This is a genomic window from Robertmurraya sp. GLU-23 (genome assembly GCF_052983275.1).
In genome coordinates, this window is record NZ_JBRKCV010000025.1 from 39,324 (window position 1) to 53,459 (window position 14,136).

General features: G+C 39.4%; 12 protein-coding genes, 16 tRNA genes and 2 rRNA genes. 4 read left to right on the top strand and 26 right to left on the bottom strand.

The features are described from left to right. Nucleotides 1-146: 146 nt before the first annotated feature. The 6 genes from ACVBAX_RS23940 to queG form a co-directional block, all read right to left on the bottom strand. On the bottom strand, nt 147-449 hold the full coding sequence (locus ACVBAX_RS23940; RefSeq protein ID WP_447119371.1) for a hypothetical protein: 303 nt from the start codon (nt 447-449) through the stop codon (nt 147-149). Between the two features lie 19 nt (nt 450-468). Beyond that, nucleotides 469-2,364 carry a PrkA family serine protein kinase gene (locus ACVBAX_RS23945; protein WP_119707055.1) on the bottom strand — a complete coding sequence of 632 codons (1,896 nt, stop codon included), beginning with the start codon at nt 2,362-2,364 and terminating at the stop codon, nt 469-471. A 345-nt stretch (nt 2,365-2,709) separates the two neighbouring features. After that, nucleotides 2,710-3,453 (bottom strand): oxygen-insensitive NADPH nitroreductase, encoded by a 744-nt coding sequence (gene nfsA, locus ACVBAX_RS23950; RefSeq protein WP_447119373.1) that lies wholly within the window; start codon nt 3,451-3,453, stop codon nt 2,710-2,712. Between the two features lie 47 nt (nt 3,454-3,500). Then, nucleotides 3,501-3,977, bottom strand: a complete 477-nt coding sequence (gene trmL, locus ACVBAX_RS23955) for a tRNA (uridine(34)/cytosine(34)/5-carboxymethylaminomethyluridine(34)-2'-O)-methyltransferase TrmL (protein WP_447119375.1) — start codon at nt 3,975-3,977, stop codon at nt 3,501-3,503. A gap of 65 nt (nt 3,978-4,042) precedes the next feature. Further along, nucleotides 4,043-4,912, bottom strand: coding sequence for an amidase domain-containing protein (locus ACVBAX_RS23960; protein WP_447119377.1), 870 nt, complete (start codon nt 4,910-4,912; stop codon nt 4,043-4,045). A 67-nt stretch (nt 4,913-4,979) separates the two neighbouring features. Beyond that, complete coding sequence (gene queG / locus ACVBAX_RS23965; RefSeq protein WP_447119379.1) at nt 4,980-6,110, bottom strand: tRNA epoxyqueuosine(34) reductase QueG; 1,131 nt, start codon at nt 6,108-6,110, stop codon at nt 4,980-4,982. A gap of 88 nt (nt 6,111-6,198) precedes the next feature. Between queG and ACVBAX_RS23970 the strand changes: the two genes are divergently transcribed. Beyond that, the gene (locus ACVBAX_RS23970) at nt 6,199-6,867 is read left to right on the top strand and encodes a B3/B4 domain-containing protein (protein ID WP_447119381.1); all 669 of its coding nucleotides are present in this window, start codon (nt 6,199-6,201) and stop codon (nt 6,865-6,867) included. Between the two features lie 42 nt (nt 6,868-6,909). Here the strand turns inward: ACVBAX_RS23970 and ACVBAX_RS23975 are convergent, their stop codons facing one another. Beyond that, complete coding sequence (locus tag ACVBAX_RS23975) at nt 6,910-7,752, bottom strand: aldo/keto reductase (RefSeq protein ID WP_447119392.1); 843 nt, start codon at nt 7,750-7,752, stop codon at nt 6,910-6,912. Nucleotides 7,753-7,758: 6 nt separating this feature from the next. Next, a complete protein-coding gene (locus ACVBAX_RS23980) occupies nt 7,759-8,949 on the bottom strand; it encodes an MFS transporter (protein ID WP_447119383.1) in 1,191 nt (396 codons plus the stop codon). Nucleotides 8,950-9,115: 166 nt separating this feature from the next. On the opposite strand from ACVBAX_RS23980, the gene ACVBAX_RS23985 reads away from it, so the two are divergent. Next, nucleotides 9,116-9,478: a winged helix-turn-helix transcriptional regulator gene (locus tag ACVBAX_RS23985; protein WP_430776918.1), complete on the top strand. Its 363-nt coding sequence runs from the start codon at nt 9,116-9,118 to the stop codon at nt 9,476-9,478. Nucleotides 9,479-9,565: 87 nt separating this feature from the next. Here the strand turns inward: ACVBAX_RS23985 and ACVBAX_RS23990 are convergent. Then, nucleotides 9,566-9,639 (bottom strand) — tRNA-Gly (locus ACVBAX_RS23990). Nucleotides 9,640-9,821: 182 nt separating this feature from the next. Between ACVBAX_RS23990 and ACVBAX_RS23995 the strand changes: the two genes are divergently transcribed. Beyond that, the gene (locus tag ACVBAX_RS23995; protein ID WP_447119386.1) at nt 9,822-11,087 is read left to right on the top strand and encodes an ATP-binding protein; all 1,266 of its coding nucleotides are present in this window, start codon (nt 9,822-9,824) and stop codon (nt 11,085-11,087) included. A gap of 584 nt (nt 11,088-11,671) precedes the next feature. Beyond that, nucleotides 11,672-12,070 carry a nuclear transport factor 2 family protein gene (locus ACVBAX_RS24000; protein WP_447119388.1) on the top strand — a complete coding sequence of 133 codons (399 nt, stop codon included), beginning with the start codon at nt 11,672-11,674 and terminating at the stop codon, nt 12,068-12,070. Between the two features lie 61 nt (nt 12,071-12,131). On the opposite strand, the gene ACVBAX_RS24005 is transcribed toward ACVBAX_RS24000, so the two are convergent. From ACVBAX_RS24005 to ACVBAX_RS24085, 17 genes are all read right to left on the bottom strand, one after another. Continuing rightward, a tRNA-Leu gene (locus ACVBAX_RS24005) sits at nt 12,132-12,212 on the bottom strand. 43 nt (nt 12,213-12,255) lie between these two features. Beyond that, nucleotides 12,256-12,344, bottom strand: a tRNA-Leu gene (locus ACVBAX_RS24010). A 42-nt stretch (nt 12,345-12,386) separates the two neighbouring features. Further along, nucleotides 12,387-12,460: transfer RNA gene (locus ACVBAX_RS24015), tRNA-Cys, on the bottom strand. A gap of 6 nt (nt 12,461-12,466) precedes the next feature. Further along, nucleotides 12,467-12,541 (bottom strand) — tRNA-Gly (locus ACVBAX_RS24020). Nucleotides 12,542-12,544: 3 nt separating this feature from the next. After that, nucleotides 12,545-12,619: transfer RNA gene (locus tag ACVBAX_RS24025), tRNA-Gln, on the bottom strand. 20 nt (nt 12,620-12,639) lie between these two features. Further along, a tRNA-His gene (locus ACVBAX_RS24030) sits at nt 12,640-12,715 on the bottom strand. Nucleotides 12,716-12,728: 13 nt separating this feature from the next. Then, nucleotides 12,729-12,802 (bottom strand) — tRNA-Trp (locus tag ACVBAX_RS24035). Between the two features lie 4 nt (nt 12,803-12,806). Beyond that, nucleotides 12,807-12,890, bottom strand: a tRNA-Tyr gene (locus ACVBAX_RS24040). A gap of 46 nt (nt 12,891-12,936) precedes the next feature. Continuing rightward, nucleotides 12,937-13,012 (bottom strand) — tRNA-Phe (locus ACVBAX_RS24045). A gap of 6 nt (nt 13,013-13,018) precedes the next feature. Then, nucleotides 13,019-13,094: transfer RNA gene (locus ACVBAX_RS24050), tRNA-Asp, on the bottom strand. A 32-nt stretch (nt 13,095-13,126) separates the two neighbouring features. Continuing rightward, nucleotides 13,127-13,200, bottom strand: a tRNA-Met gene (locus ACVBAX_RS24055). 58 nt (nt 13,201-13,258) lie between these two features. Then, a tRNA-Val gene (locus tag ACVBAX_RS24060) sits at nt 13,259-13,334 on the bottom strand. 35 nt (nt 13,335-13,369) lie between these two features. Continuing rightward, nucleotides 13,370-13,444, bottom strand: a tRNA-Glu gene (locus ACVBAX_RS24065). 13 nt (nt 13,445-13,457) lie between these two features. Further along, nucleotides 13,458-13,550 (bottom strand) — tRNA-Ser (locus ACVBAX_RS24070). Nucleotides 13,551-13,553: 3 nt separating this feature from the next. Continuing rightward, nucleotides 13,554-13,629, bottom strand: a tRNA-Asn gene (locus ACVBAX_RS24075). A 23-nt stretch (nt 13,630-13,652) separates the two neighbouring features. After that, nucleotides 13,653-13,768: ribosomal RNA gene (gene rrf / locus ACVBAX_RS24080) — 5S ribosomal RNA — on the bottom strand. A gap of 239 nt (nt 13,769-14,007) precedes the next feature. Next, a 23S ribosomal RNA gene (locus ACVBAX_RS24085) occupies nt 14,008-14,136 on the bottom strand; the annotation flags it as partial.

Genomic DNA, 14,136 nt, shown 5'->3' on the forward strand with positions numbered 1-14,136 from the left:
TTGCATAAGCGGAAAACCTCCCTTTATTTACCCCGAAACGAGCTCCATTCTTCATTTAACCGGAAAATCTCCCCTTACATTTACTTGCGCTGACAACTGTCATCTCTGTACTTTAAAATGGAACCCTTTAGAACAGGCTGTATGCTTTAAAATTTTGCATCTAAGAAACGATGCTTACTTTTTACTTGTTCGATTTTTTCTTTTGTTTCGTTCGCTTGGTCTGAATTCGTTTCCTGCAGTGGATCCTGAACTTTATTATCTTTTTTAAGCTCTTCATTCGTTTTCATTTGTTCTACTTCTTTTCCAAGGTTCTTCATTTCTTTCATATCCTCAGCCATGGAACTGTTTTGAGCAACATCGTTTTTAGCTTTTTGATTTGTTTTCATGACTATCACCTCTGGTAATCTATACCCGAGATGGACAAGCAGTAAACATAAAAGGACTGGCACATAGCCAGCCCTCCTTTTATTACCGGTTTAACAAGCTACCAACGTAACGAAGTAGTTCGTTTGCAGAGGTAGAATTATAGCCGTGCTCGTCAATTAATCTTGCTACTACTTCATTAACCTTTTTCAACTGTTGCTCATCTGGTGTCTTTGTGGAGGTTGTAATTTTCACAACATCCTTTAAGTCTGCAAACAGCTTCTTCTGAATAGCTTCACGTAGACGATCGTGAGAATTGTAGTCAAAACGCTTGCCCTTTCTTGCATAGGCAGAAATACGAATTAAAATTTCTTCTCGGAATGCTTTTTTCGCATTTTCGGAAATACCAATTTGCTCTTCAATGGAACGCATAAGTTTCTCATCTGGATTGATTTCTTCACCAGTTAGTATATCGCGCAGCTTCGCCTTATTACAGTATGCCTCTACATTATCCAAGTAATTGTCCATAAGCGTTTTTGCTGACTCTTCATACGAGTATACAAATGCTTTTTGGACTTCTTTTTTCGCAATGTCGTCGTATTCCTTTCGAGCAAGCGAAATATAATTTAAATACTTCTCTTTTAACTCTGGAGTAATAGATGCATGTTGATCTAAGCCCTCTTTTAAAGAACGAAGAACATCCAGTGCATTAATAGACGACATTTCTTTTCTAATAATTGTAGAAGAAATACGATTGATCACGTAACGAGGGTCAATCCCACTCATTCCTTCATCCGCATATTCCTTCTTCAATTCATCCACATCAGCGCTTGAGAAGCCTTCAACATTCTCACCATCGTAAAGACGCATTTTCTTCACTAAATCAATGTCACCTTTTTTCGGTTCCTTTAATCGAGTTAGGATGGTGAACATCGCAGCAACTCGTAAAGTATGTGGGGCAATATGAACATGTGACACATCACTTTCACCAATCATTTTCGCGTAAATTTTCTCTTCCTGACTTACTTTTAAGTTATAAGGTACAGGCATAACAATAATACGCGAGTGTAATGCTTCGTTTTTCTTATTTGAAATAAACGAGCGATACTCCGTTTCATTCGTATGAGCCACAATTAACTCATCTGCTGAAATGAGTGCGAAGCGACCAGCTTTGAAATTTCCTTCTTGTGTAAGAGAAAGTAGGTGCCATAAGAACTTCTCATCACATTTTAACATCTCCTGGAACTCCATCATTCCTCGATTGGCTTTATTTAATTCTCCATCGAATCGATAAGCTCTCGGATCGGATTCTGATCCGTATTCAGCAATAGTTGAAAAGTCAATACTGCCTGTTAAATCAGCAATATCCTGTGATTTTGGATCGGACGGACTGAATGTTCCAATCCCCACACGCTTATCTTCTGAGAAGAAAATACGCTCAACAATTACATCCTCAATTCTACCGCCATACTCCTGTTCGACTCTCATCGTATTTAATGGAGACAAATTCCCTTCGATTCGAATACCGTATTCATCGTAAAAATCTTTTCGTAAATGGTGTGGAATAAGATGTAATGGATCTTCGTGCATCGGACAGCCTTTTATCGCAAAAACAGCGCCTCGTTCTGAATGCGAATATGCCTCTAATCCACGCTTTAGCATTGTAACTAAAGTTGATTTCCCTCCACTAACTGGTCCCATAAGCAAAAGAATTCTCTTTCTAACATCTAAACGTTTGGCAGACGGGTGAAAATACTCCTCGACTAATCTCTCTAACGACTCCTCTAAACCAAATAACTGGTTACTGAAAAATTCATATTTTTTACTCGTCCCGTCTTTTTCAATTCCAGCATCTTTGATCATATTATAAACGCGAGAATGTGCCGACTGTGCTACCCATGGACTTTCCTTCACAATTTCTAAATACTCTGCAAATGTACCTTCCCACTTTAACTTTTCCTCTTCTTGTCTAAACATTTCGATCTTTTTTAAGATATCCATATGGACCTCCCCTGTTTGAATGATCAGAGACGATTAATATAATCTATGCACCCGTACAAACGAACATGCCTAATGAGGAAGAGTAATGTTGTCCTTTTTTAGAAACTCTTTCGGAACTTGGCTAAAAAATATTTCTTCAATTATTCACACTATGTTTGAAATAGGCTATAATAAGCCTATATGTAAACGTAATCTTTTACAGAGGAGGCTACATACATGGGATTGCTTCTTATTTTAGGTGTTATGGTTGCATTTCTAGCTGCAATTTTTACTGCAGGATACGATGATAAGCCAGGTGTAAATAAGTAAGAAAAAGAGCTGCCTATTTCTTTGGCAGCTTTTTTCTTATTGTTTATTAAATTTTTGTCCTTCTACATAATTCTTCATATACATTCTTGATTGCTTCTCTAGCATATTGGCCATTTGTTCAGTCCACGTGTCAGTACGCTTTCCACCCGTTCTTTCCTTATAGTAGCTAGAAATTACGTTATTATAGCTTTTGAGTTCCTCTTCATAATTATCGATATTATATTGCTCTTCATGATACACATGTGAAAGTGGCAATCGTGGCTTCTTATCTGTTACTGTTTTAGGATAACCGATTGCTAAACCAAATAACGGAATCACCCGCTCAGGTATATTCAATAATTCTCCAACTTCCTCCAGGTTGTTTCTTATGCCACCAATATAACAAATTCCAAGACCTAAAGATTCTGCTGCTAAACTTGCATTTTGAGCAGCTAGTGAAGCATCAATTAGAGCTACCATAAACTTTTCTGTGCTTTCAATGGAAGAAATCACATCTCTTCCTTCCATTTTCCCAATGTATTCATGACGGTATAAGTCCGCACAAAAAACGAAAAAGTGCCCATTTTCCTCCACATAGGTTTGATTTCCTGCAAGCTCTGCTAACTTTTTCTTTTTCACACGATCGGTTACACCAATGATGCTGTATGCCTGTATGTAACTAGAAGTAGATGCTGCTTGAGCACTTTCAACGATAATCTTAATCTGTTCACGAGTTAATGGCTTGTCCTCAAAGCTCCTTATTGACCGATGATTTAAAATCGTTTCAATGACTGTATTCACTTGTTTTCCTCCTTTTAAAAAGGCCGTTCTATAATAGAACGGTCCCTTTATGTTAGGTGTAGATAGTTTTGCTGCCTTAATGCCTCATACACTAAAATAGCTGCCGTGTTTGATAAATTTAATGAACGTACATGCTCATCATTCATTGGAATTCTTAACGCCCGATCAAGGTTTTTCTCTCTGACCTCTTGTGGTAATCCCGTTGTTTCTCGCCCAAAGATAAAATAATATTCTTTTTCTGAATCGCTATAATCAAAGGACGTATAGTTTATCTTTCCAAATTTCGTTAAGTAAAAAAATTCCCCGCCTGCATTCTTTTCATAAAATTCACCTAATGAGTCATAGTAGTGGATGGTTACCGCATCCCAATAATCTAATCCTGCACGCTTTAATTGTTTGTCATCTGTTGAGAAACCAAGCGGTCGAATCAAATGTAGTGTTGTATCTGTTGCAGCACATGTACGTGCAATGTTCCCCGTATTAGAAGGGATTTGTGGTTGAAATAGTACGATATGGTTTGGCATGGTGTCACCTCTATAGTTAACTGTCAGAGGATATTATACCATTACTCTTTACTAGTAGCCAAAGCTCATACATCGTCAATAATTTGCAAAAAGATATATTTGATATTTGGTGTATAGGCAGTTGAATCTTTATACGCCCAATATCTTTTTCTACTATTCGTTGTATGTGCGTTTACGAGCGGCATTCCGTCTGCATCCTTCGCTGTTACAATGGTCGTATGATTAAACCTCCCATCCCCCTCGAAGTCATAGCAAATAATATCACCTAGCTTCAATTCTTCTGGTCGATTCACTTCAACTGCCCGCAAGCCTATCCTTGCATTTGGCAGATACCACCGGAAAGAGTGAGCAACTGTCCAGCTATACGTCCAACTACTGTTCTGCATCCACCAGCCCTTGGAACGGTTCGGATATCCCGTCATCGGTGCTCCTCCAGCTCGAAGACATTGAGATATATAATTCGTACAGTCATTCGTAAACTTACTAAAGCGTGGATTATAATTGTTCCACCATGTTTCCGCATATTTCACTGCACTTAACCGATCGTATTCAAAGCTCACTCGTTCATCAAATGCCTCATTAATGCTTGCTTCTGCTTTTTCTACTGTAAAGTCTGGAAGTATTTCCTCTTCCTCAACCAATGTTCCTTTATAAAACTCAGCTTTTCTTTCCTCAATTTCTTCCTCTATATATAAAGTTCCTTTATGGTTAATCAAATACTGAAAGTGAACCTGGTAATAAACGTGAGCGTTGTCTGCTACATGCTCTATGTTCTGTATTTTGCCGCTAGCTTTAGCTTTAACAATTTCTCCTTCTCTCTCTGCTAGCCCTTGTTTCTTCATCTTAATTTTCGTGCATTCCTCGTTCATATCTCGTGTTTTTGCTACACATTGCTTGACCCTTTTCTCGAGTAACACTTGAAGTTGTTTTCTCACCTTTTTCACTCCCTTCAAGTACAACATATGAAGGAGTTGAAAAAAAAATGAGAGTAACGAAGTACTCTCACTGAATGAATGATAATCCTTTATTTATTTCGTCAAGAACCTCTTGGTCTTCTTCTTTTTGCTTTGCATTATTTAAGGCATCCAGTGCCTCTGTCCCACCAATTTTCCCTATAGCCCAAGCAGCAGTTCCTCTTAACACTGGTCTTGGATCCTTTTTCATGACTTGAATTAAATCCTCAACAGCTGTCTCATCCTTGTAATGAGCAAGTGAGATAATCGCATTTCTCTGAATTGGCTTTTTCCCACGCCAAGAGCCCGATACATGTCCAAACTTTTCTTTAAACTCCCGATTACTCATGAAAAGTAAAGGACGTAAAAGGGGTTTTGCAATTTCTGGATCAGGTTCCATTTCTTCATGAAAGTGAAAATCCTTTCCTTTATTTTCAGGACAGACCGTCTGACATGTGTCACAACCGTACAATCGATTTCCAATCTTTCCTCGAAATTCATCTGGAAGAAATCCTTTTGTTTGTGTTAAAAAGGCAATACATTTGTGTGAATTTAGTTGTCCGCCTTGAACAAGTGCTCCTGTTGGACAAGCATCTACACATTTATTACAGTCTCCACAGCCATTTTCAACTGGTTGATCTGGTTCTATTGGGAGATTCGTAATCATTTCTCCTAAATATACATAAGAGCCAAACTCTGGAGTAATAATGGCACAATTCTTCCCGCTCCAGCCTATTCCTGCTCGTTCCGCAACTGCTCTATCAGCAAGCTCTCCTGTATCGACCATTGATTTTACAAGAGCACCTGGAACTCTCGAATGGATGTAGTCCTCGAGTTTTTTTAACCGATCACGAAGAACGGTATGATAATCTGTTCCCCAAGAAGCTCGACAGAAGATGCCTCTTCTCTCTCCTTTTTTGCTTTCCACTCTCGTCTTCATTTTAGATGGATAGGCAAGTGCAATGGAAATAATGGAAGCTGCCTCTGGTAACAGTAACAATGGCTCGACTCTTTTATTTATATCTGGCTCTTCAAAACCCGACTGATACTCTAACTCTTGTTGCCTTACTAGACGGTTACGTAACTCAGAGAAAGTCGATGCAGATGTAAATCCAATTTTATCAATTCCGATCGTTTTACTATATTCAATGATATCTATTTTTAATTGCTGGTAATTCAAACGTCATTCACCTCGTTCCATACTTACAAATACGAAATCACTGCATTCTATGATAAACTATTTTAAACACTTTTTGGAGGTGGAAAGTTTGGAAATAACAATTTCTCCTGAGCTTCTATCACTGGTACCAGGTTTTAAAATGGGCGTCATAACATATAGGGACATTGAGGTTGGAACCTCCCCACAGATGCTTAAAGGTAGACTGCAGCTTTTCCAAGAATCATTATTCTTCGACTTAGAAGAGAAGCAACTATCTGACCTTAATGGAATTAGTGAGTGGAGGTCAATTTTCAAGAAAACCGGTAAGGACCCTAATCGCTATCGACATTCCGCTGAAGCTTTATACAGACGTGTCAAAAAACAAAATTACATACAAAGTATTAACAGTGCCACAGATTTAAATAACTTTCTCTCAATGAAGTATGAGATTCCTTTAGGTATCTATGACACAAGTCAGCTTGCTGGCGACATAATGATCAGGATCGGAACAGAAGATGAAGTATATGAGGGTCTTAATGGCCGCAGCAATTCCCTTCATCAGCTAATCATTTCCTCCGATGAAAAAGGCGGGTTTGGCAGTCCTTATGTTGATTCTATTAGATCTGCTGTCACAGAATCAACTAGAGATGCACTACACCTGATTTATTTACGTCCGTCTATAACAGTTGATGAAGGACAACTTTTGACACAATCCGTTATGAATATGTTTACACAAATTCATGGTGGAGTTGGAGCTTGTCGAGTGATTGGTGAATAAAAGTAATTTAACTCCCCTGTGATTAGCAGGGGAGTTGTCATTTTAAAAATCAAAATTATCAGGGTCTGGACCAACTCTTTTATTTTGATTTAATTCATTGATCCGCTTCATATCTTCTTCAGAGAGAACAAAATCAAATAGTGAAGCATTTTCAATGATTCGCTGTGCTTTTGTTGATTTTGGAATCGTCACCACACCGTTTTGAAGATCCCACTTTAAGATGACTTGTGCAACAGTCTTATCATACGTTTCTGCCATTTCCTGAAGAACAGGGTGGTCTAGCAACTCTCCTTGCATTAAAGGAGACCATGCCTCAAGTTGAATATGATGCTTTCGGCAAAATTCTTTTAGCTCCACTTGCGTTAATCGAGGGTGGTATTCGACTTGGTTAATTACAGGTATAATGTTAGCTTCTTTCATTAACTCTTCTAGATGATGAATTTGAAAATTACTTACTCCAATTGCTTTAACTTTACCTTCATTATAAATTGTTTCAAGTGCCCTCCAAGCCTCTTTATATTTTCCTTCTACAGGCCAATGAATCAAGTATAAATCCAAATACTCTAAACCTAGTTTCTCTAAACTTTCTTCATACGCCCTAATAGTAGATTCATAGCCTAAATCCGCATTCCATACTTTTGAGGTAATAAATAAATCCTTTCTAGAGATCCCTGCTTCTTTCATTCCTTCTCGGATACCCTCTCCAACACCAGCTTCGTTTCCATAAATTGAAGCTGTATCAATACTTCTATAGCCATGACGTATAGCTGTTTTTATTGCATGAACCAACTCTGGCCCCTCTTCTACTTTAAACACACCAAGTCCAAACCAAGGCATGTTTACCCCATTATTTAAAGTAGTCGTTTTTTGTAAATGTTTATTAATCATCTATTAGCCCTCCATTAGATCTTTTTTTTCAAGTATTAGACTTACGCCTGTTAAAATAACAGCACCAAATACCATTAACGAACCAATCCATGCCGTATGGATCAATCCCATCTGATCGGTTATTATCCCGCCAACATAAGAACCAACGGCTATCCCTGCATTAAAAGCAGCTATGTTTATCGCTGATGCCACATCTACTGCCCCAGGAACGAAGCGTTCTGCAAGCATAACTACATATACTTGAAGGCCTGGAACGTTCATAAAAGCAAAGATCCCCATGAATATAATCGTGAGTATTCCAACCACTTTGAACGGAGCAGTAAAGCTTAAAATGAGAAGAATCACTGCCTGAATGAGAAACATATAAAATAAGGACTTGAGCGGCTTATGATTTGCTAGGCGACCACCTAAGACATTTCCAAGTGCAATGGCAATCCCATATACAAGTAAAACGACAGCCACTAATTCCTCTTTAATACCTGTAATGCTTTGAAGCAAGGGAGTTAAGTACGTAAAGACTACGAATGTCCCTCCGTATCCTAATGCCGTAATAATGAACATTAGTAACAAACGTCCATTTTTAACTAAGTTCAACTGTTCACGGAATGTTGTTTTATTCCCTCTAGGTAGTTCACCCGGAACAAGAATGCTATTTGCAATCAAGGCTATTATTCCGACAATAACAATAGCAACAAATGCTGATCGCCAACCGACCTGTTGACCGATAAAGGTACCTATTGGAACTCCGGTAATCGTCGCAACCGTCAGCCCTGTAAACATAATAGAAATGGCACTAGCACGACGGTTTTCTGGAACTAAGCTTGCTGCAATTGTTGAGCCAATTGACATAAATACACCATGGGAAAATGCTGATAATACTCTTGCTGCAAGTAAAACACCTATTGAGGTTGCTGAAGCTGCTAGACTATTCCCGATTATAAAAACCAGCATAATCCAAAGCAGTAGCTTCTTTTTCGACATACTCGAAGTAATCGAGGTTAAAATCGGGGCACCTACTGTGACTCCTAGTGCATATAAAGAGACCGTTAGGCCAGCCATTGTAACAGATATTTGCAAATCCTTTGCGATAAGAGGAAGCAACCCAACACTAATAAATTCGGTTGTCCCTATCGCAAAAGCACTAATTGCTAATGCTAATAAAGCAAATGTACTTCTCTTTCTATCTATATTCATTTCATTTCCTCCTATTTATTTCCGTTGAATGATTCCTTGGTGTATTTCATCAACAAATGCTATTATGATTCATAGAGTTCTAATTGGGAAGAACGCACTTTAAAGTGATATAGGTACCTATTAGTAAGGTAGGTACTTTTTAGTACCTATGGAAAGGGGTATGAAAATGGAGAAAAAGAAGTACAACATTGCTGTGGAAGCAACATTAGAGGTGATCGGGGGCAAATGGAAGTGTGTCATTTTATGCCATCTTACACATGGAAAAAAGCGAACTAGTGAGTTGAAGAAATTAATGCCAAATATAACTCAAAAAATGTTAACACAGCAATTACGAGAGTTAGAGGACGACGGAGTGATCAACCGTATTAGTTATAATCAGGTTCCTCCTAAAGTAGAATATGAACTCAGTGAGTATGGTAAAAGTCTACAATCAATTTTGGATTCGCTATGTGCTTGGGGAGAATCTCATATTACAAAAGTGTATGGAGATAAAAATGATGTTTTAGAGGAAAGTATTTTAAATCAATAATAGCAACAAATACCCTCGTTAATATGAGGGTATTAAAAAACGCAGTACATCGTTTTTATAAACGGCATACTGCGTTGCATATATGTATGGAGCGGGTGATGAGAATCGAACTCACGACATCAGCTTGGAAGGCTGAGGTTTTACCATTAAACTACACCCGCAAATATGTGATTCATATTTGGTACTTTTATATAATACAAAGATTCCTAAAAAAAATCAAGTATTTTGTCGAACTTTTTTTCATGTAAGGGAAAAGTGTATTTTTTCCTATTGTCCTTGTTAAAAAATGTACATTCTCATAATATAAGAAATAGAATATATTCGCGCTAGGAGGGAGCCAGGGATGAGTGAGCTTTTTCAAGGACTACTGATTAATTTATTGTTTATTCTTCTATCCATTTTACTACTTAACTTATTAATCCTAGCAAAACATAATATATATACCTATCGATTTGGTAAGCTCCACCTCTTCCTTTTGTCTTCCCTCTTAATGATTGTTAGTATTCTATTGTCTGTTCGAGTTGATGAAGGCTTTGTTTATGACTTGCGCTTTATCCCATTTCTACTTGGATGTATTTATGGTGGCAGACCCGTCATATTGGGTTTGGCTAGCGTCATGATCCTAATCCGACTTCCATTCGGTGGAAACGGTATTTGGTTGACCATTATTCTTGGAGTCATCTATGCAGCTGTTATGATTTATATGTATCCAAGTTTATTAAAAAAGCCTCTTTATAATCGACTTTTGCTTTTTACTTTTCTATCCTTTTTATATTCAGTGATAGGGTTTTTAATTCCATCTATTTTATTTGATTTTGAACAGACCTTTTCTTATTTCATTTATGTTATGGTTTTAACAGCTTCTACATTTTTTGTTTGTTACTTGTGTGAAGTACTTCGAACCTTTCATCTTTTGCAAATGGAATCGATTAAGTTTGAAAAAATGGAAACTGTCAGCCATTTAGCTGCTAGTATCAGTCATGAAGTACGAAACCCATTAACGGTTGTGAGAGGATTTTTACAATTGGTTCATGAACATTCGGAAACGCCCGAGGATTGTAAAACCTATACTTCTCTTGCCATTGCCGAAGCAGATCGTGCATCGGAGATTATTAATGAATATCTAACCTTTGCCAGACCACATCCTGAAGTTGAATTGCCACTCGACTTGGAGCAAGAGATCCAGAAATGCGTTGAAATCATCCGTCCACTTGCCAACAAACAAGGAATAATGATTGAAACAGCTTTTTTACATAATCACACGATAACTGGTGATCCACATAAATTCCAGCAAATACTTCTGAATATCTCGAAAAATGGTATCGATGCGATGAAGTCTGGAGGTATATTATTTTTGTTCACGAAAGAGGATGAAAATGGAGTCCATCTAAGTATTACAGACACCGGTATTGGTATGACCACAGAACAAGTAGCTAGATTAGGGGAGCCGTTCTTTTCATTAAAAGGCAACAATGGGACTGGTTTAGGAATGATGGTCGTATTTCGGATTGTCGAAAGCATGAGAGGCACTGTGCATGTGGACAGCAAACCGATGAAAGGCACAAGAATTACCCTTTCCTTTCCTATTAAAGAATCCTTTAATACATAAAATGAGCTCCTACCAAATGGTAGGGGGAGATCTGTTTTGAAGGGGTTTTCTTAAAATACATGTCGAAATGACAGTCGTATGGCATCTTTATTGGTATATTAAAAAGAAATAAATATTCGATATATAAATCACATCATTTTTACACAAGATGTGTTGTCCTTAATCGAGTGATCAATAAAAGGTAAATAAGCGGAGAATTTTCGGTTAATTGCAGAATGGAGCTCGTTTCGGGGGGAAATAAGGGGAGGTTCTCCGCTTATTCAAAGTAAAATCTCCTATTTTCGAATATTTTGAGCAATTAGGCGGAATATCTCCGCCTATTTAAGCCTTTTTTAAGCTTGATTACTAATTAAACGGAATTTCTCCGTCTATTTATCAGTTCGGGTGCTTAACCTGATCCTCCAACCGAAAGTGCGGACCCTCTTGTAATTATTTTAGAAAGCACCTGAAAAATGGAACCCTTTACCCTAATATTAGAAGCTCTTTATATATGCAGCACGCAACCAGATGCTTTCAAATACATTGACTTAAATATATATATCCCTTAAACTTCTATTAATTCTAACAAGAAAGGATGTTTGAATTTGAGTTTGGAACAGCACTCTATTCCCACCTACTCTCTTAAAGAAAAGGCCATATCTTTTCTTCAGCTCGTAGCCTCTGGGAAAGTTAGTGAAGCATATGAGAAGTACATAGAAACTGAGTTTCGTCACCACAATCCCTATTTCCGTGGTGATGCAGATTCACTTAAGCTTGCAATGGAAGATAATGCAGCTCAGTATCCCCACAAGATATTAGAAGTCAAACTAGCTATTCAAGAAGGGGATACTGTAGCAGTTCACTCCCATGTAAGGCAGAATCCAGATGACCTTGGAGGAGTAGTTGTACATATCTTTCGTTTCCAAAATAGCCGCATCGTTGAAATGTGGGATATAGGTCAACCTATACCAGAGGATTCCCCTAATGAGAACGGGATGTTTTAAACAAAAAAATCCTCACAAATCATATTTACAACAAGATTTGTGAGGATTTTATCTTTTTAGATACCGGTGGCCGGGGTCGAACCGGCACTCCAGAGGAACACGATTTTGAGTCGTGCGCGTCTGCCAATTCCGCCACACCGGCATAATTCAATTGTAAGGATCGCTATTCGCTTCGCAAAAAACATTGGTGCCGAGGACCGGAATCGAACCGGTACGGTAGTCACCTACCGCAGGATTTTAAGTCCTGTGCGTCTGCCAGTTCCGCCACCCCGGCGTATCTTAGCTATATTAAATAGTGAATCATAGATGCAATAATTGGAGGCGGCAACCGGATTCGAACCGGTGGTAAAGGTTTTGCAGACCTCTGCCTTACCACTTGGCTATGCCGCCAAAACTTGGAGCGGAAGACGGGATTCGAACCCGCGACCCCAACCTTGGCAAGGTTGTATTCTACCACTGAACTACTTCCGCAAATGGCTGGGCTAGCTGGATTCGAACCAACGCATGACGGAGTCAAAGTCCGTTGCCTTACCGCTTGGCTATAGCCCAATGAAGAATTTTATATATAATGGGGCGACTGATGGGAATCGAACCCACGAATGTCGGAACCACAATCCGATGCGTTAACCACTTCGCCACAACCGCCATATTAAAAAGTTGGCAGGGGTAGTAGGAATCGAACCCACACCAAAGGTTTTGGAGACCTTCGTTCTACCTTTAAACTATACCCCTAAAATGGTGGAGGGGGACGGATTCGAACCGCCGAACCCAAGGGAGCGGATTTACAGTCCGCCGCGTTTAGCCACTTCGCTACCCCTCCATATGAATTTAATATATTCAGATACAACGAGATTGTTCATGAATAATGGTGGCTCAGGACGGAATCGAACCGCCGACACAAGGATTTTCAGTCCTTTGCTCTACCGACTGAGCTACTGAGCCACAATATGGCGGTCCCGACCGGGATCGAACCGGCGATCTCCTGCGTGACAGGCAGGCATGTTAACCGCTACACCACGGGACCAAAGTTTTTCAAGTTTCCTTGAAGTAACTTAATTGCGGGGACAGGATTTGAACCTGCGACCTTCGGGTTATGAGCCCGACGAGCTACCAGACTGCTCCACCCCGCGACAATAATATTGTTTCACTTTCGTGAAAGATAAATATTTTCGCTTTGCGAAAATATTTTGGTGGAGGATGACGGGATCGAACCGCCGACCCCCTGCTTGTAAGGCAGGTGCTCTCCCAGCTGAGCTAATCCTCCGATATGGAATGTTTTTTTCACTTCGTGAAAAAACATGGTGACCCCTACGGGATTCGAACCCGTGTTACCGCCGTGAAAGGGCGGTGTCTTAACCGCTTGACCAAGGGGCCAGTATAATAATTATGGCGGAGAGCAAGGGATTTGAACCCTTGAGACAGGTTTTGCCCGCCTACACGATTTCCAATCGTGCTCCTTCGGCCACTCGGACAGCTCTCCTAATGGCTCCACAGGCAGGACTCGAACCTGCGACCGTTCGGTTAACAGCCGAATGCTCTACCAACTGAGCTACTGTGGAATAATTAAAGTATAAATGTTACCGTCTGGCGACGTCCTACTCTCACAGAGGGAAACCCTCAACTACCATCGGCGCTGAAAAGCTTAACTTCCGTGTTCGGTATGGGAACGGGTGTGACCTTTTCGCTATCGCCACCAGACTATTTATGCGACACTATTTTATTATAATAGTTTTTCGCATTTTTTCAAGAGAAATTTTAACCATTCTCTCAAAACTAGATAATATTTTGAAGAAGAAGAAATACAGAGAGTTCTCCAAGCGGAATCCAGCTCCAACGGCTAGGGACTCGGGGTCATAAGCCAAAGCCTTCCAGAGGTCAGGACCTCTTTCAGTCTTCGTCTTATGCCTGTCGTCCCTGACCAAGCCGTTTCCGCTTTTTAGATTAAGTCCTCGATCGATTAGTATCAGTCAGCTCCACACGTCGCCGCGCTTCCACCTCTGACCTATCAACCTGATCATCTTTCAGGGATCTTACTAGCTTGCGCTATGGGAAATCTCATCTTGAGG